The sequence below is a fragment of the Streptomyces sp. NPDC094034 genome (assembly GCF_040303865.1).
Classification (GTDB): domain Bacteria; phylum Actinomycetota; class Actinomycetes; order Streptomycetales; family Streptomycetaceae; genus Streptomyces.
Genome location: NZ_JBEOUD010000011.1, coordinates 50,624 through 68,974 on the forward strand (window position 1 = coordinate 50,624; position 18,351 = coordinate 68,974).

At 72.4% G+C, this 18,351-nt stretch carries 10 protein-coding genes; 6 read left to right on the top strand and 4 right to left on the bottom strand.

Features of this window, described 5'->3' with window-relative positions; translation table 11 throughout:
- Together ABTZ59_RS12960 and ABTZ59_RS12965 are read right to left on the bottom strand one after the other, a co-directional pair.
- Positions 1-3,483 (bottom strand): AfsR/SARP family transcriptional regulator, encoded by a 3,483-nt coding sequence (locus ABTZ59_RS12960; RefSeq protein ID WP_351395205.1) that lies wholly within the window; start codon positions 3,481-3,483, stop codon positions 1-3.
- Positions 3,484-3,592: 109 nt separating this feature from the next.
- Complete coding sequence (locus tag ABTZ59_RS12965; RefSeq protein ID WP_351395208.1) at positions 3,593-5,659, bottom strand: SpoIIE family protein phosphatase; 2,067 nt, start codon at positions 5,657-5,659, stop codon at positions 3,593-3,595.
- A 279-nt stretch (positions 5,660-5,938) separates the two neighbouring features.
- Between ABTZ59_RS12965 and ABTZ59_RS12970 the strand changes: the two genes are divergently transcribed.
- The 3 genes from ABTZ59_RS12970 to ABTZ59_RS12980 all read left to right on the top strand — a co-directional run bounded on the left by ABTZ59_RS12970 (position 5,939) and on the right by ABTZ59_RS12980 (position 10,500).
- On the top strand, positions 5,939-8,374 hold the full coding sequence (locus tag ABTZ59_RS12970; RefSeq protein ID WP_351395211.1) for an RICIN domain-containing protein: 2,436 nt from the start codon (positions 5,939-5,941) through the stop codon (positions 8,372-8,374).
- A 567-nt stretch (positions 8,375-8,941) separates the two neighbouring features.
- A complete protein-coding gene (locus ABTZ59_RS12975) occupies positions 8,942-9,436 on the top strand; it encodes an NUDIX hydrolase (protein WP_351395214.1) in 495 nt (164 codons plus the stop codon).
- 68 nt (positions 9,437-9,504) lie between these two features.
- Positions 9,505-10,500, top strand: coding sequence for a glycoside hydrolase family 75 protein (locus ABTZ59_RS12980; protein WP_351395216.1), 996 nt, complete (start codon positions 9,505-9,507; stop codon positions 10,498-10,500).
- A 97-nt stretch (positions 10,501-10,597) separates the two neighbouring features.
- On the opposite strand, the gene ABTZ59_RS12985 is transcribed toward ABTZ59_RS12980, so the two are convergent.
- Entirely contained in the window at positions 10,598-12,127 is a 1,530-nt protein-coding gene (locus ABTZ59_RS12985; protein WP_351395219.1) for an amino acid permease, read from the bottom strand.
- 96 nt (positions 12,128-12,223) lie between these two features.
- Positions 12,224-13,231 (bottom strand): hypothetical protein, encoded by a 1,008-nt coding sequence (locus ABTZ59_RS12990; RefSeq protein ID WP_351395222.1) that lies wholly within the window; start codon positions 13,229-13,231, stop codon positions 12,224-12,226.
- Positions 13,232-13,903: 672 nt separating this feature from the next.
- Here ABTZ59_RS12990 and ABTZ59_RS12995 point away from each other — a divergent pair.
- The 3 genes from ABTZ59_RS12995 to ABTZ59_RS13005 all read left to right on the top strand — a co-directional run bounded on the left by ABTZ59_RS12995 (position 13,904) and on the right by ABTZ59_RS13005 (position 18,324).
- Positions 13,904-15,388, top strand: coding sequence for an FGGY family carbohydrate kinase (locus ABTZ59_RS12995; RefSeq protein ID WP_351395225.1), 1,485 nt, complete (start codon positions 13,904-13,906; stop codon positions 15,386-15,388).
- A 96-nt stretch (positions 15,389-15,484) separates the two neighbouring features.
- Positions 15,485-16,999: an FAD-dependent oxidoreductase gene (locus ABTZ59_RS13000; protein ID WP_351395228.1), complete on the top strand. Its 1,515-nt coding sequence runs from the start codon at positions 15,485-15,487 to the stop codon at positions 16,997-16,999.
- Positions 16,996-18,324 carry an NAD(P)/FAD-dependent oxidoreductase gene (locus ABTZ59_RS13005; protein WP_351395231.1) on the top strand — a complete coding sequence of 443 codons (1,329 nt, stop codon included), beginning with the start codon at positions 16,996-16,998 and terminating at the stop codon, positions 18,322-18,324. The genes ABTZ59_RS13000 and ABTZ59_RS13005 overlap by 4 nt, the downstream gene beginning before the upstream one ends.
- Positions 18,325-18,351 lie beyond the last annotated feature (27 nt).

Consider the following 18,351-nt stretch of genomic DNA (forward strand, 5'->3'; position numbering starts at 1 on the left):
TCAGACGAGGGCGGCGGCCTCCTTCACCAGGAGGCCGCCGCCCTCGGCGTGGGCGCGGGCGTAGGTCTGTTCGTCGAGCGCCGCGCGTACCGCCTCCTCGGCCCTGGTGAGGATCTCCGCGTCCGGGACGGACGGGAGGGTCCCGAGACGGAAGCCCTCCGGCAGGGCGATATGGCGGGCGTACGCGCCGAGCAGTCGCGCCGCGTCCTCGGCGGCCCCCAGACGGGCCTTGGCCCAGGCGGCGCACGGAAACTGATGGACGATCAGCTGGGGCGTGACGAGAAAAACCACGCTGTCCAGGCGCCGTACGGCCTGGGCGGTCCACTCCCGCGCTCCCTCGAACTCGCCGTCCAGACAGTCCAGCCAGCCCCGCATGCCCGCGACCACACCCCCGAGGAACGGTTGCTCGGCGAGGGCGGGGGTGGAGGCGGCGGCGTCCCTGGCGCCCTCCCTGGCGCCGTCCCCGCCCTCGCCCGCCGCGCCCTCCCAGGCCGCGCCCTCCCGCGCCGCGCCCGTTTCCAGTGCGCGCAGTTGTGTACGCGCCTGATCCGTCCTGCCGGTGCGTCCGAAGCGCTTGGCGAGCAGCAGCCGGGCGGTGCTCTCGGCGTACCCGGCCGCCTCGGCGGCCTCCTCGACCGCCTCGATCAGCAGCCGTTCGGCGTCCCGCTCCGCGCCCGGATCCCCCGCCGACTCCAGGCGTACGGACGCCAGCCGGGCCTTGAACAGGGGCACTTGGGCGTACGCGCCGATCGGCGCACAGCTCTCCATGGCGCGGGCGAAGTCGGTGGCGGCTTCCTCGTACCGTCCCAGTTGCTCGTACAACTCGCCACGCGCTCCCAGGGATTGGGCGATCCCATGAAGATCCCCCGACCGCTCGAACCAGGCCAGGGCCTCGTCCGCGTCACGCGCCGCGCCGGCCGGTCCGTCCGGGCGGCCGCCCACCAACTGCGCCCTGAGCGTCAGCGCCAGCCCGAGATCCCAGCCGCTCCCCCGCTCCCGGCAGGCAAGCACCTGTGCGTCCAGAGCCGCGCCGATCCCCGGGAAGTCCCCCACCATCAGCTTGGCGATGAACCACATGGTTCCCGGCTGACGGCAGACCTGCGGCAGCCCGGGGCGGTACGCCGCCACGATCGCCCGCAGCCGGGTCGGCGTCCCGGGCCAGGTCGGGTCGGAGACATCCGCCTCGCCGCGGCTCGCCAGCACCAGCAGCCGGGCCCCGCGCCGCGCCTCCCACAGCAACTCCTCCGGCCAGGGCGGCGCGTGCGCCGTGCACGGCTCGGTCAGGGGTACGGCGGGCCGTACCGGAGCGCGGAAGGGATCGGGGCCGAGCGCGGCGGCGGCGCTGGACCAGGCACTGGCCTCGGACCGGTGGTCGCGCAGCTGCCAGAACCAGCCCATCGAGAGCACCAGACAGAGCGCTTCCTGCTCCTCCTTGTGGTCGACGGCGGTGCGCAGCGCGGTCCGCAGATTGTCGTGCTCCCGCTCGAACCGGCGCAGGACCCGGGCCTGGCGCGGACCGCGCAGCTCCGGGTCGCCGGTACGGGCCAGCTCCCGGTAGACGGCCAGATGACGGCGTTCGACGGCCGTCCGCTCCCCCGACGCGTCCAGTCGCTCGGCCGCGTACTCGCCAATGGTCTCCAGCAGCCGGTAGCGCATGCCGTCCACGCCCCCGGGTTCGGCGACGACCAGCGACTTGTCGACGAGGGAGGCGAGCAGCCCCAGCGTGTTCCCGTCCTCGGGCCCGCGCGCGCACACGGCCTCGGCCTCCGTCTGGGCGCAGCCGCCGGAGAAGACCGACAGACGGCGCAGTACGGCCCGTTCGCCCTCGGTGAGCAGTTCCCAGGACCAGTCGACGACGGCCCGCAGGGTCCGCTGTCTCGGCAGTACGGTCCGGGCCCCGCTGCCCGCGCCGAGCAGTCGGAAGCGGTCGTCCAGCCGGTCCGCGAGCTGCCGGGGCTCGAACGCGCGCAGCCGCGCGGCGGCCAGCTCGATGGCGAGCGGCAGTCCGTCGAGCCGGTGGCAGATCTCGGCGCACGCGACCGGATCGTCGGAGGTACGGAATCCGGTCCTGGCGGCGGCGCCGCGCTCGGCGAGCAGGTGGAGCGCCATGTCCCGCGGCAGGGGTCCGACGGTGCGTACGGACTCGCCCGGCACGCCGAGCGGTTCGCGGCTGGTGGCCAGCACGCTCACTCCGGGGCAGCCGGTGAGCAGTGTCTCCGCCAGCCCGGCGGCGGTGTCGATCACATGCTCGCAGTTGTCGAGCACGATCAGCAGCCGGCGCTGGGAGCAGTACTCGGCGAGCCGTGTCAGCGGGTCGCGCGGCGCGGCGTCTCCGGCCGCCGGGCCCCGTACCACGGTCTCGCGGGCGCCGAGCGCGGTGAGCACCGCCTCGGCGACGGCGGCGGGGTCACGTACGGGCGCCAGTTCGGCCAGCCAGGCGCCGTCCGGCCATGTCCCGGCGGCCGCGCGGGCGGCTTCGAGCGCGAGCCGGGTCTTTCCGGCGCCGCCGGGGCCGGTCAGCGTGATCAGCCGCGCGGCCGGCAGTTCGGCGGCGAGCCCGGCCAGCTCCGGCTCGCGGCCGACGAAGGAGGTGAGACGGGCTCTGATGTTCCCGGGGACGGCCGGGTCGGTGGGCGCGGACCGGGAAGCGGGACCGGGTCGGGCGGCGGGACCAAGTGGGACTGCGGGGGCGGGTCGGGCGGCGGGGCGGGGCGTCGACGCCCCCGGGCCGGCGGGCGCGGGCTCGTCGTCGGCCAGCAGCGCGGCGTGCAGGGCGCGCAGCTCACGGCCGGGTCCTGTGCCCAGGCGCTCGGCGAGCCGGGCGCGTATCTCCTCGTACGCCTGAAGGGCCTCGGCGGGTCGACCGGCCGCGCGCAGGGCCCGGATACGCAGCGCGTGGAGCGGCTCGTCGAGCGGCTGCCCGGCGGTGAGGGCGGCGAGAGCGGCCAGGGCCCGTTCCGGCCTGCCCTCCTCGACATCGGTGGCCAGCCGGCCGCGGCGGGCCTCGGCGTGCCGCTGTTCGGCGCGCACGGCCCGTGGGTCGGTGTCCCGGCCCGGGAGGTCCGCGAGCGCGGGCCCGTCCCAGAGCGCCAGGGCCTCGTCCAGCAGCGTGGCCGCCTGTCGGAGATCGCCCGTGCCGAGGGCCGCCGTGCCCTCGGCGGCGAGTCGTTCGAAGCGGAAGAGGTCGATCTCGTCGCGGTGCGCGTTCAGCCGGTAGCCGCCGGGTGCCGAGGCCACGGCCGCGCTCCCGAGAGCCCGCCGTACCCGCCCCACCAGAGCCTGGAGCGCGGCGATCTCGTCGGCGGGCGCGTGCGCGTCCTCGCCCCAGATCTGAGCCGCCAGCTGCCCCGCCCCCACGGCCCGGCCCCCGGCGGCGGCGAGCGCGCAGACCAGCGCCCGCAGTCGCGCCCCGCTGAGCGGCGCCTCGGTCCCGTCCTGGCGAACGGCCCGGGTGGTGCCGAGCACGCGATAGTGGTAGGTCACGGGACCATTGTCCTGTCCTCGCCGCCCGGCGACTCCTCGGAACCCCGCGCCAGCCGGATCGGTCGCCCTCCGCCCCGGTGAGTCGCCCTCCGCCCCCGGTCGGTCGCCCTCAGCCCCGTTCGCCGTCCGGCCGGAACTCGCACCAGACCGCCTTGCCGTCCCCGCGCGGCTCGACCCCCCAGCGCGCGGCCACCGCGTCCACCAGCAGCAGCCCCCGTCCCGAAGTGGCCGCCTCGCCGGGCTGCCTGCGGCGGGGCCAGACACTGGAGCGGTCCTTGACCCACAGGCGCACGCGGCGCACCGGCTCCGGCAGCACCTCCAGGGTGAGTACCGCGCCGCCCTCGGTGTGGAGCAGCACATTCACCAGCAGCTCTCCGGCGGCGAGCTCCACATCGTCGGTCAGCTCGGCGAGCCCCCAGTCCGCCAGCGCCTGGCGCAGCACGGAACGGCTCTCGACCAGGCCCTCCGGGTCCGCCTGATGGACGTGCAGATGGATACGGGGCGCCTGGTCGGTGCCGGGATCGGGGCGGCGGCGCAGCACGAGCAGCGCGATGTCGTCGCCCGTACCCCAGCGCTCCCACAGCCGCTCCGAGAGATGGCCGGCCAGCTCGCCCGCCCGACCGGGGCCGGTCCGCACCATCTCGGCGAGCGCGTCCATCCCGATCGAGATGTCACTGCCGGGCTCCTCGACCAGCCCGTCGGTGCACAGCACCAGTGTCTCGCCGGGTACGAGGTCGAGCCTCGTCTCCGGGTACTCCTCCTGTCCGAAGGCCGTGGCGACCCCCAGCGGCAGTCCACCGCGCAGGTGGGGCCAGTCGATTCTGCCGTCGTTGTGCCGTACGAGCGGGCCGAGATGGCCGGCCCGTACGGCGCGCATCGCGCCGGTGGCCAAGTCCAGCTGGGCGTATACGCAGGTCGCGAAGCGCTCCGTGTCGAGTTCGGCGAGAAAGCGCGAGGCGCGCGCCAGGACGGTCGCGGGCGTGTGGCCCTCGCCCGCGAACGCGCGCAGCGCGATACGGAGCTGGCCCATGATGGCGGCGGCGTGTGTGTCGTGCCCCTGCACATCACCGATGACGACGCCGACCCGGCTCCGGGGCAGGGTGATGACGTCGTACCAGTCGCCTCCGACCTCTCTGCCGCTCCAGGCCGCGTGATAGCGGACCGCGATCTCGGCGCCGGGGAATTCCGGGATGTCCCTGGGCAGCATGGACGCCTGGAGACCGGTCGCGAAATCGCGCTCCTGGTCGAAGAGGATGGCGCGCTGGAGCGACTGGGCCACGACGCCCGCGAGGCCCATCAGCATGTCGCGGTCCTCGGACGAGAAGTGCGTACGCCGCCGGTAGAAGAGCGCCAGACAGCCGATCGAGCGGGACTGGGCGACCAGCGGCAGGAAAGCCGCGGCGTTGGCCCCGAGCCCCCGGACGTACGGCCGCAGCCGGGGGAAGCGGTCGATCACCAGGTCGCGCAGTGAGCTGACGAACCGGGGCCGCTGGTTCAGTACGGCCTCGGCGAGCGGCAGGGAGCCGTCGAGGCGATGGAGGCGCAGGTCGTCCAGCACCTCGATGGACTCGCCGGCCAGCGCGATGAGCTTCAGGGCGCCGCCCTCCACCAGGCCGAGCGCGAGTCCGTCGGCGCCGAAGTGTTCAAGACCGCCCGCGCCCGTCAGCGCGGCGGCGACATCGTCCACGGTGATCGCCCGGGAGAGGGCGTCCGCGGCGCCGTGGGCCCTGCCGGTCATGTCCGTTCGGCCCGTTTCCGCCGGGTCGACCACGGTGAATTCGGAGAGGTCCGCCGTGGCGTTCCGCACGATGCCGACGATGCGGTAAGGGCGGCCCCGCTCGTCGCGCAGGATGCGGCCCCTCGTATGGGTCCACTGCCGCGTCCCGGTGCGGCGTGTCAGCTGGAAGTACGAGCCGTACGAGGTCCGGCCGCTGCGGATCGCCGTGTCCACCACGGCTTGCAGACGCAGGCCCTCCTCACGGGGTACGCGGGAGACCAGGGTCTCGGCCACACCGTCGTACTCGTCGGGGCGCAGATCGAACACGGCGAGGCCCGCCGCATCCAGCTCGAAGGCCCCGCTTTCGAGGTCCCAGTCGAAGCTGCCCATGCGGTTCAGTGCGAGTACCTCGTCCGCACCGATCACCGGCCGGTCCGGGTCCCGATCGCGTCCTGCCATGCGCCCGCTCCGGAGGTGGGCTGGAAGCCCGGTCAGCGGCCGGGCCCCTTGTTTCGTGGCGCTCGAACGCTTGTAGCATAACTTTCCCGACAAAATGTCGCATTGTCGACCAGCTCAGGAGACTCGCCCGGCCTCTCCCCCGGCTGGATCCCCGTCCAGGATCGCCGGAGTCGCGGCGCCGCGCACCTGGACAGAGCGACGGCCGCGTGCTGTGATGCCAACTCCCGCTCTTTTCAACGTTGTACTGCTCGGCACTGACATGGATGGGAGTCCCTGATCATGCTCGACCGACGACGTTTTCTGCACACCGGCGCCCTCGCTCTCGGTGGTGGGGTCCTCCTCGGCACCTTCGCGCCCTCCGCCTTCGGCGTGGCTCCGGCGCCCGGCGGCTGGTACGCGCCGAACGCCGCGCCACTCGCCCCCACCGCCTTCCAGAAGCTCCCGCTCGGGAGCGTCACGGCCCGGGGCTGGCTCTCGGGGCAGCTGCGCCTCCTTCTCGACGGGCTGTTCGGCCGTTACGCCGAGATCTCCCACTTCCTGCGGTTCGACGAGTCCGGCTGGGTCCACCCGGAGAAGGACGGCTGGGAGGAAGTCACCTACTGGCTGCGCGGATACGTCAGCCTCGCCGCGCTCACCGGCGACCAGGACGCCCTCGCCACGAGCCGCCGCTGGATCGACGCGATCCTCGCCACTCAGCGGCCGGACGGTTTCTTCGGCCCCACCCGGCTGCGTACGGCGCTCAACGGCGGCCCCGACTTCTGGCCCTATCTGCCGCTGCTCCAAGCGCTGCGCTCGCACGAGGAGTTCACCGGCGACGAGCGGATCACGCCCTTCGTCGTACGTTTCCTCCGCTATATGAACGCGCAGGGTCCGGGGGCGTTCGACTCCAGCTGGGTCTCGAAACGCTGGGGCGACGGGCTCGACATCGCCATGTGGATCTACAACCGCACCCGCGAGCCCTTTCTGCTCGATCTGGTCGACACGATGCACACGCGGGGCGCGAACTGGGTCGACCGCTTCCCCGATCTGCACAATGTCAATATCGCGCAGGGTTTCCGTGAGCCGGCGCAGTACGCCCTGCGCTCGGGGTCCGCCGAACTCACTCGCGCCACCTACCGCAACTACGCCTCCATCATGGGCTCTTACGGCCAGTTCCCCGGCGGCGGATTCGCGGGGGACGAGAACGCCAGGCCCGGCTTCGACGACCCCAGGCAGGGCTTCGAGACCTGCGGAATCGTGGAGTTCATGGCCAGCCACGAACTGCTCACCCGGATCACCGGTGACCCGGCGTGGGCCGACCGCTGCGAAGAGCTGGCGTTCAACATGCTGCCGGCCGCCACGGACCCCTGGGGCCGGGGCGTGCACTACATCACCTCCGCGAACAGCGTCGATCTCGACAACTCCCGTAAGACACAGGGGCAGTTCCAGAACGGCTTCGCGATGCAGTCGTATCAGCCCGGCGTCGACCAGTACCGCTGCTGTCCGCACAACTACGGCATGGGCTGGCCCTACTTCACCGAGGAGCTGTGGCTCGCGACCCCCGACCAGGGGCTGGCCGCCGCGATGTACGCGGCGAGCCGCGTCCGCGCGAAGGTCGCCGACGGCACGGAGATCACCGTCACCGAGGACACCGACTATCCCTTCAAGGAGACCGTCACTCTCACCGTCGCAACCCCGCGCCCGCTCCGCTTCCCGCTCTATCTGCGGATACCCGGCTGGTGCGAACAACCCCAACTCACCGTCGCCGGACGGCGGACGGCCGCCCCGTCGGGCCCGGCCTTCGTCAAGGTCGACCGTACGTGGCGGGACGGTGACCGGGTGACTCTGCGACTGCCGCAGCGCACCACCGTGCGCCGCTGGGACGGCAACCACGGCGCCGTCAGCATCGACCACGGCCCGCTGACCTATTCCCTGCGGATCGGCGAACGGTACGAGCGCTACGCGGGGACGGACGACTTCCCCGAACTCGCCGTGCGGGCGAGCGGAGCGTGGAACTACGGCCTGGCCACCGACCGGCCCGAGGATCCACCGACGGATCTGCGGTTCTCCGCCGACAGCGGTCCGCTGTCCGGCGACCCCTTCACCCAGGAGGGCACACCGGTCCGGATCACCGCCCCCGCCCGGCGCATCACCGAGTGGGTCGCGGACAACGAGCGGGTCGTCGCTCCCCTTCAGGACAGCCCGGCCCGCAGCGCCTCGGCGGTGGAACGCGTCACGCTGATCCCGATGGGCGCGGCCAGGCTCCGGGTCACCGCCTTCCCCACCGCGCACCCCGATGGCCGTGCCTGGACACCGGAGCCCGCCTACCAACGCGTCCAGAACAAGCACAGCGGGAAGGTGCTGGCGGTGGACAGGATGTCGCTGGCCGACAGCGCCCGGGTGGTGCAGTTCGACAATTCCGGTACCGCGGACCACGCCTGGCAGCTGATCGACGCGGGCGGCGGCTGGTTCCTGGTCAGGAACGGGAACAGCGGCAAGGTGCTCGGCGTCGACGGCATGTCAACCGCCGACAGCGCGCCGGTGGTGCAGTTCGCCGACAACGGCACGGACGACCATCTCTGGCAGCTGCTGGACAGCGGCGACGGCTGGTACCGCATCCGCAACAAGCACAGCGGGAAGGTGCTGGGCGTCGACGGGATGTCGACCGCCAACAGCGCGCAGGTGGTCCAGTTCGCCGACAACGGCACGGACGACCATCTGTGGAGGCTGCTCTGACAGGGAGCCCGTCCGTTGGTTGCCCTACCGCCCGCCACCCGTCTGCCGCCCGGCTCCGTCAGCGCCTTCCGCGGAGCCGGCTCAGCAGCTGACGCGCCTGCGCGCGCTTCCTCGGATCAGCGGAGGCGCGGCGTATCTGATCCGTCACGCGGCGCCCCTGCGGACTGCCGGCGAACCGCCTGATGCGCTCGATGATTCCGGGCATGTCGTCTCCCTGTCGTCTGCCGCGATCCGGGACCGGGTCGGGCGGGCTTTTCTCGCGCCTACCCCCTGACGGACCATCGACGCCCCATTCCCTTCCTCGCGTGCGGTCCGTTACACGACCGGCGAACCCATGCCGTGGACCGACCGGACGCGGCACCCTCGTCCGGCGCAATCATTCATACGATCAGCCCGGCGCGACGCACCGTAGAGCTGCGCTCTCTTGTGACGCGCCCGATGATGCGCCGCGGGCCTCACCGCCCACGAGCCTGGTAACGGACGTCGGCGTCGAAGATACGGGCTGAACTCGCACGAACAACCGATGTCCGGAATGCACCGTTATGCCACTGTGCCCAGACTGACGGCATGTCGGGCAAACAGAGCGCGGGGCTCCTCGTGTACCGGGTGACGGACACCGGTGCCGAGGTGCTTCTCGGGCACATGGGCGGGCCGTTCTGGTCCGGCCGCGATGCCGCCGCCTGGTCGATCCCCAAGGGTGAGCACGGACCGGACGAGCGGCCGGAGGACGCCGCGCGCCGGGAGTTCCAGGAGGAGCTGGGCCTGCCACCGCCCGACGGACCGTGGATCCCGCTCGGCGAGGCCCGGCAGCGGGGTGGCAAGAAGGTGACGGCCTGGGCCGTAGAGGGGGATCTCGACCCCGCCCTCGCCGCGCCCGGCACTTTCAGCATGGAGTGGCCGAGAGGATCGGGTGTCCTGCGCGAATTCCCCGAGCTGGACCGTGTCGCCTGGTTCTCCCTGGAGAACGCCGTGGAGCCACTGGTGACGGGGCAGCGGGTCTTCCTCGACCGGCTGAGCGAGTGCATAGGTGACGGCCGCAGGCCGTCCCCGCCCCGCCGCTGACCCCGCCACCCCGGTGCCGCCCAGGCCGCGCCGTCCCGCCCGGTTCATTCAGGAAAGGGATCGTTTCCGTGCCCCGTCGCCCCCATGTCTTCGTAGCCGCCAGTACGGCGCTGCTCGCCGCCGCGGTCATCCCCGCGACCGTGCTCCCCGCCCTGGCCGTACCCGCCGAGGCTCCGCACACCCCCGCGTCTCCCGCCCGCGCGTCGCCCGATCCCGCGTACCTCGCCTTGGCGGCCCACCGCTCCGTACCGTCCTCCGCGCTGCCCTCCGCGCCTCCCTCCTCGCCACCCCACTCCTCCGTACCGCACTCCTCCGCACCGCACTCGTCCGCTCCGCACCCCTCCGCACCGCACTCCGCGGCACCACACCCCTCCGCGCCTCCCTCCTCCCCGTCGCCCGAACGCCACGGCGCGCCGCCGCCCGCGGCCGGACCGCCCGCCGGTAGAGAATCGTTCAGGCAGGACGGCTTCCCCGAGGACGGACCGGTCACCGCGGCGGCCCTGCTGTCCAGGGCCGGCGGCTGCGACCAGATCTCCAACGGGCTCTACCGGGCCGGCGAAGGCACCGCGGCCACGATCCCCGTCTGCGACGCCAAGGGCGCCGTGTTCTGGAACGCCGACATGGACATCGACTGCGACGGCCAGACCACGGCCCACTGCAACTCCGCGGCGGACCCCTACTACCAGCCCACCACCGCCTATACCCAGGGGGACGGCAGGGCGCTCAATCCGGAGGAGCTGCCGTATATCGTCGTGCCCCTGTCGAGCTCCATCTGGAACTACCGCTCCTCGGGCATCCGGGGCGGATCCGTCGCGGCGGTCATCCACCGCGACAAGGTGGAGTACGCCGTCGTCGGCGACACCGGCCCGCCCGGGATCATCGGGGAGGCGTCGTACGCGACCGCCCGCGCGCTGGGTATCGTGGCCGACCCCGCGGGCGGCGGAGTGCCCTCGGGCGTGACCTACATCGTCTTCAAGGACTCCGAGATCGCGCCGCTGGACGACCACGAAGCCATCGCGCGGCGCGGCGACGAGCTGGCGAAACAATTCATCATGGACAACTGAGCGGAGCCGGAACCGGAGCCGGCCCATGCGGCGGGGGCCCCGCCCTTGGGCCGGACCCCCGCCGCAGACCACGCGTCCCGCCGAACGGCGGCATGGCTCAGACGATGCCTTCCGAGATCTCCGACTGCTCGCGCGCGCTGCCGTACGCCTGCGGGGTGCTGTACGAGCCACGGGCTATGTACCACCACGCGGTCGCCAGGATCAGCACCACGGCCAGCGCGATCACGGCGTAGTTCATCGAGTCGACCGTCACGGGGTTCGACTGGGGCAGGCAGAACAGGACGGTGACGAAGGCCACCCACACCACGGCGATCCAGCCGATCGGCTTGCTCCAGCGCCCCAGGGTCCACGGTCCGGGCTCGAAGCGGTTCTTGGCGCGCAGCTTCAGATAGATGGGGATGGCGTACGCCGGGGTGATACCGATGACGTTGATGGCGGTCACCGCACCGTACGCCGTCGTGGAGTACAGGGACGGCAGCGCGAGCACACCCGCGACGATGACCGACAGCCAGACCGCGGGAACCGGGGTCTGGGTACGGCTGCTGACACGCCGCCACAGCGCCGAGCCCGGCAGGGCGTTGTCACGGCTGAAGGCGAACACCATCCGGCTGGCCGCCGCGACCTCCGCGTTGCCGCAGAACAGCTGCGCCACGATCACGAGCAGCAGCAGCGCGGTGGCGCCGCTCGTACCGAGGGCGTCGATCAGGATCTGCGCGGGCGGCACGCCGGTGGAGCTGTTCTGGGCGCCCGCGTAGTCCTGGATGGCGAAGGTGAGACCGGCCAGCAGGGCGAACCCGGCGATCCAGGAGACCCAGATGGCCCTGACGATCCCGCGCGCGGCGGTGACCGACGCGTTCGAGGTCTCCTCGGAGAGATGGGCCGAGGCGTCGTAGCCACAGAAGGTGTACTGCGCGAGCAGCAGCCCGATGGCGGCCACATAGAGCGGGTTCTCCCAGCCGGAATCATTGACGAACTCGGTGAAGACGAACGACGGCGACTGGTGGTGGTCGGGGACGATCGCCAGAACACCGACGATGATGGCGACACCGACCAGATGCCACCACACGCTGATCGAGTTGAGCACGCTGACCAGCCTGACCCCGAACAGGTTCAGCACGGCGTGCAGCAGCAGGATGCACAGGAAGATGACAAAGGTCCAGCCGGGGCTGGGGGCGAAACCGAACTGGAGATTGAGGAAGGCCCCGGTGAACAGCGCGGCGCCGTAGTCGATACCCGCGATCGCGCCGAGGAGTCCGAGCAGGTTGAGCCAGCCGGTGTACCAGCCCCACTTGCGACCGCCGAGCCGGTCGGCCATGTAGTAGAGGGCGCCCGAGGTGGGATACGCGCTCGTGACCTCGGCCAGCGCCATGCCCACGCAGAGCACGAACAGACCGACGCCCGCCCAGCCCCAGAGCATCACCGCGGGACCGCCGTTGCCCATGCCGAAGCCGTACAGGGTCATGCAGCCGGACAGGATGGAGATGACCGAGAAGCTGATGGCGAAGTTGCCGAAGCCGCCCATGCGGCGGGCGAGGACGGGCTGGTAACCGAGCTCGCGCAGCCGCTGCTCTTCATCCTTCTGGGGTATGGGGCCGGCCTTCGACCAGGTCGGTGGTGAAGTGGACATGGAATGGACCTCCGATAAGAAACCACACATAGGGGACGGTTACGGGACGTACTGCCGAGGGCGGGGGCAACGAGCGGCACCGCGAGGGGTGTTCACTCAGCCGGCCGGCCCGTCCCGCGGATCACGGGCAGCCGCGAGACACCGGCTGCGGGCGCGCAGGAACACGTCCTCGGCCTGCGCGGCGTCGCCGGGGCTGCGCGTACGATACGCCCACGGCACGGAGACGTAGTACGGCCCCAGGGCCTCGAACACCCGGGCCCCCTGCACGAATTGGAGCGACCCCCACAGCGCGTGCGCCAGCTGGTTGAGGTCGAGCAGCGAGGCCTCGGCGAGTACGGCGTGGTCGAACCACAGATGCAGGGCCCGCAGCGCGTCCCGGGTGGCGTCCTCCGTCACCCAGTGGAGGTCCAGCGCCTTCTCGTGGCCGTTGTCCCGGCGGTAGCGCTCGACGCGCACGAACAGCGGCATGACGTGCAGCGCCGAGCCCTCGGGGGCCGAAGAGGCGGCCCACTGGACGAAGTTGACCGCTTCCGAGAGCGATCCGTCGGCCCGCCGCGCGTAGACGAACTGGAGCATGCGGTGGTACGCCTCGCGGTTGTACGGATCGCGCTTGTCCGCCTCCGCGAGCAGCGCCCAGGGGCCGGGGAAGAGCATGGGTCCCGGCGGCGCCAGCCGGTGTTCCTCCAGCCGCTGTCTGCCGTCGAGTTGGGACAGGGCCAGCAGACATACCCAGGGCACCGGGTCGGCGGGAGCCTGGCGCGCGGCGTTGCCGCATGCCTCCCACGCCTGCTGCCACAGCTCCTGTGTGCGGGTGTGTCCCTCACGGTGCGCCCGTACGGCGCGCTCCACCAGGACGCGGGTGTGCATCACGAGCGCGGCGACGTTCCGTGGCTCTTCCGACAGCCATGCCTGTACGGCGTCGGAGCCGGCGGCGACGGCGGCGAGCACCTGGGTGCGCTGGGTCCACAGGGACCAATCGCGCGTCTCGGCAAGGAGGTTGCGCATCGAGACCCAGCGTCCGGTGCGCAGATCCTGGACCGCGGCGCGCAGTTCGTTGTCGTGGCCCGCCGGGTGGTAGACGGGTCGCATGTTGTCGCTCGCCATCAGCTGGGTCCTGTCCGCGCGCGCGAGAACGGCCGCCGGGCGAACCACGGTGACGGCCGCTTGGGAAGCCGTGAGGACGGCGGGGCGGGGGAAGCTAGCACCGGCCCACCGTCCCTGTCCCCGGCGGCCCTGGGACCCGGGGGTGGCGGATGCTCCCCCGTCCCGGGGTCACGGAACTCCCGATCCGCGGCGGCCGGGAGGAAGGCGCCACCGCGGGCCGGCTACAGGACGTGCTGAGCCGGGCACGCCCGAAGAGGCGCCTGGCTGAAAATATGTTCGTCATAGATCCTCTAGGACGGTGGGGGGTGGAGCGATCCGGCGTCGTCGCAGAAGGCAGGAACCAGCCGTGCCGCAGGTGAGGGAGAACCGAGGAGCACTCCCTGCCACTGCGGCGATCAGTGTAGGGGTCAGAGTGACATGGCTCGAACACTTTGCTGATCTTTCGCAACTCTCTGTTGATCCAGGCGGATTGGGGCTCTCCGGGCGACGTCGCCCGGACGATTTCCCGGAGCGCCGGGACCTCCGGCCGCCGCACCCGCACCCGGTCGGTCCAGAGAACCCTTGACGCCCGGTCTGACCTGCACCACGCTTTCGCTCAGCGATCAGCCCGGCGGCCAGTACCCGCCGCGATCGACGCCAGCCTCGTGCCCCTCCGCGACCGAAGAACGGGATATGCCGCCAGCCCAGCACTCGCCCCGCCCCCGCGCCGGCTCAACCACCCGGCCGGTGCTCGCCATTGACCAGGGCACCTCGTCCACCAAGGCGCTGGTCGTCTGCCCCGAACGAGGCGTGATCGGTACGGGTTCGGCGCCGGCGCCGCCCCGCTACGGCTCCGGCGGACTGGTGGAGGTCGATCCCGCGGTCCTGCTCCGCTCCGTACTCGACGCAGGGCAGCAGGCGCTCACCGACGCGGCGGAGCCGGTCGCGGCCGTCGGTCTGGCCAACCAAGGCGAGACGGTGCTCGCCTGGGATCCGGCGACGGGCACCCCGCTCACCGACGCGATCGTCTGGCAGGACCGCCGCTCGGAGCAACTGTGCGCCGAACTCGCGCCGTACGACGACCGGTTGAGGCAGCTGACGGGGCTTCCGCTCGCCCCGTACTTCGCCGCGCCCAAGATGGCCTGGATCCGGCGCGAGCTGACCCGCGAGGGCACCGTGACCACCAGCGACTCCTGGCTGATCCACCAGCTGACCGGTGCGTTCGTCACGGACGCGGCCACCGCCGGGCGTACCCAACTGCTCGACCTCGACCGGGTCGACTGGTCGCCGGAGGCGCTGGATGTCTTCGGGCTCTCCGACGAGGCGCTGCCCCGCGTCGTCGACGCGGCGGGACCGGTCGGCACCACCAGCGCCTTCGGTGCCGAGATCCCGCTGACCGGACTGCTCGTGGACCAGCAGGCCGCGCTGTTCGCCCAGGATGTGACCGAACCGGGAACCGCCAAATGCACCTACGGCACCGGCGCGTTCCTGCTCGCGCAGACCGGCGGCCGACCGCGCCGCGGGACGACGGGCCTGGTCAGCTGTGTCGCCTGGCGGCTCGACGGAGACACCAGCTACTGCCTCGACGGACAGGTCTACACGGCCGCGTCCGCCGTGCGCTGGCTGACCGATCTCGGGGTGATCTCGGGGGCCGCCGATCTCGACACGGTCGGCTCCCGCGTACCGGACAGCGGCGGCGTGACCTTCGTACCCGCGCTCGCGGGACTCGCCGCGCCCTGGTGGCGCGGCGATCTGCGCGGCTCGCTGACCGGCCTCGGCCTGGACACCGGCCCGGGACAGCTGGTTCGCGCGCTGTGCGAGGGCATCGCCGCCCAGGTCGTGGAGTTGGCCGGCGCGGTGGCCACCGATCTCGGCACGCCCCTGACGAGTCTGCGGGTGGACGGCGGCCTGACCCGGTCGGCGCTGCTCATGCAGACCCAGGCCGATCTGCTGCAACGGCCCGTCGAGGTCTCCGCGTTGCCCGATGTCACGGCGCTGGGGGTGGGCGCCCTCGCACGTCTCGGCCTCGACCCGGCGCAGTCGTTGCGGGAGGTGATCCCGGAGTGGAAACCCGCCGCGGTCTACGAGCCGAGGATCGGCGCGGACGAGGCGGCGGAGCGTCTGGGCGTCTTCCGCGCGGAGGTGGCGGCGCTGCTCGACCGTACTCCCCCGCCCTGAACCACGGGTCCCGCGGCGAAGCCGCCGGGAACGAACCGAAGAGAACCGAACCCCCGGCCCGGACCTCCGTCCGTCCCGGCCCGGACCTGGAGCACCATGACTGTCACGACCTCGGGCACGCTGCCGGACGAGGTGTACGACGTCGCCGTCATCGGCGCGGGAGTGGTCGGCACGGCCATCGCCCGTGAACTGACCCGCTACCGGCCGCGGATCGCGCTGGTGGAGGCGTCCGACGATGTCGGCGACGGTACGTCGAAGGCCAACACGGCCATTCTGCACACCGGCTTCGACGCCGTGCCCGGATCGCTGGAGTCCCGGCTCGTGCGCGAGGGACAGCGGCGGCTGGCGGCGTACGCGTCCCAAACGGGCATCCCCGTGGAGCCGGTCGGCGCGCTGCTCGTCGCCTGGGACAAGGAACAACTGGCCGCGCTGCCCGCGCTGGTGGAGAAGGCCGAGCGCAATGAGTACCGCGAGACACGGATCATCGGCCCGGACGAGCTGTACTCCCGCGAGCCCCACCTCGGCCCCGGCGCGCTCGGCGCGCTCGAAGTCCCCGGTGAGAGCATCATCTGCCCCTGGACGACAACACTCGCCTATGCCACCCAGGCCGTGCGGGCCGGGGCGGACCTGCATCTCAACTGCCCCGTGGAGAACGTCACCGGCGCGCTCGACGGCGTGTCGCCGCACGAACTGATCACCGGCCGCGGCGTGTTGCGGACGCGGGCACTGATCAACGCCGCCGGACTGTACGCCGACGAGATCGACCGGCTGCTCGGCCACACCGACTTCACCGTGACGCCCAGGCGCGGTCAGCTCATGGTCTTCGACAAGTTCGCCCGCGAACTGGTCCGGCACATCCTGCTGCCGGTGCCGACCGCCCTCGGCAAGGGGGTGCTGGTGGCGCCCACGGTGTACGGCAATGTGATGCTCGGCCCGACCGCCGAGGACCTGGCCGACAAGACGGCGACCGGATCGACGGCCGAGGGCCTGGAGTTCCTGCGCGAGAAGGGCGGACGGATCATGCCGGAGCTGCTCGACGAGGAGGTGACGGCCGTCTACGCGGGCCTGCGCGCCGCGACCGAGTACGACGACTACCGCATCCGCTCCCATCCCGGGCAGCGGTACATCACGGTGGGCGGTATCCGCTCCACCGGGCTGACCGCGTCCATGGCGATCGCCGCCCATGTCGTCGAGCTGCTGGCCGACTTGGGGCAGGACCTGGGCGCGGCGCGGGAGCTCGAACCGGTACGGATGCCGAATATCGGCGAGTCGTCGCCGCGACCGTACCAACGCGCCGAACTGATCGCGGCGGACCCGGAGTACGGCAGGATCGTCTGCCACTGCGAACGGGTCTCGCGCGGGGAGATCCGTGACGCCCTCGCCAGTACCGTCCCGCCGCGCTCGCCGGAGGGGCTGCGGCGCCGTACCCGCGCCCGGGGCGGCCGGTGCCAGGGCTTCTACTGCGGCGCCGCGGTGCGCGCCCTGCTCACCCCCGAAGCCCACGAAGCCCCCGAAGCTCCTGAAGCTCACAAAGCTCCCGAAGCACCCGACGGTCGCGGAGCCCCGAGCACACCCGACCAACCATCACCGCGGCCGGAGGTCGGTCCATGAGCGCGACAGCGGACCGGGACGCCGTGTCCTCCACCCCCGACCCCGGCCGGCGGCGGCGCGCGGTCGATGTGCTGGTGATCGGCGCGGGTCCGGCCGGTCTGGCCGCGGCCGAACGACTGGCCGCCTCCGGCGCCGGTACGGTCGAGGTCGTCGACCGCGAGGACCAGGCCGGCGGTATCCCACGCCACTGCTTCCACACCGGGTTCGGCGTCCGTGATCTGCGTCGCCCGCTGAGCGGCCCCGCGTACGCCCGCCACTGGCGCGATCTGGCGATCGACGCGGGAGCGACGCTGCGCACCGGAGTCTCGGTGACCGGCTGGGCGGGCCACCATGGGCGCGAGGTCCTCCCCGGCGGCCCCAGGCCGCTCACCGTGGAGACCACCGGCCCCGAGGGCCTTGAAAGCCTCTCCGCCGGGGCGGTCGTCCTCGCCACCGGCGCACGCGAACGCCCGCGCGGCGCCCGGCTGGTGCCGGGGACACGGCCGGCCGGGGTGTTCACCACCGGCGAGCTGCAACAGGCCGTCCATCTGCACCATCAGTGGATCGGGGCGCGGGCCGTCGTCATCGGGGCCGAACCCGTCAGCTACTCCGCCGTACGCACCCTGCGGAGCGCGGGCGTGGAGATCGCGGCCATGGTCACCGAACAGCCGCACCACCAGTCCTCCTGGGTCTCGGGGCTCGGGGCACGACTGCGTCACCGCGTTCCGCTGCTCACCGCCACGACCGTCACCGAACTGCTCGGCCGGGGCCGGCTCACCGGGCTCACGCTGAGGCACGACGACGGCAGGACGGCGACCATCGGCTGCGACACGGTCGTCTTCACCGGGGACTGGATCCCCGACCACGAACTGGCCCGCCGGGGCGGGATCGCCCTCGACCGGGGCACCCGGGGCCCGGCGGTCGACACCGCGTTCCGTACCGCCGCGCCCGGTGTCTTCGCCGTCGGCAATCTGCTGCACGCCATCGAGCCCGCGGGCACCGCCGCCCGGGAGGGCCGACTCGTCGCGGGGCCCGTGCTGCGGTTTCTGGCGGACGGCGCGTGGCCGGGCGGCCAGGTGCCGGTGGAGGTGGACGCACCCCTGCGGTGGGTCGCGCCGAACCGTATCGACCCACGCGGTCCACGTCCGCCGCTGGGCCGCTTCACGCTCCGTACGGCGCGCTCGGCGGACCGGCTGTCATTCCTCGTCGTCATCCAGGACGGACGGGTGCTGCACCGGGAACGGCTGCGGCGTGGTGCGGTGCCGAACCGGCCGCTGTACGCCTCCGCCGACTGGATCGACCGCGCCGATCCGGGCGGCGGCCCGATCGTGATCAGCGCGGACTGAGCCCCGGGCCGTCGCGTCGCGCGCCCG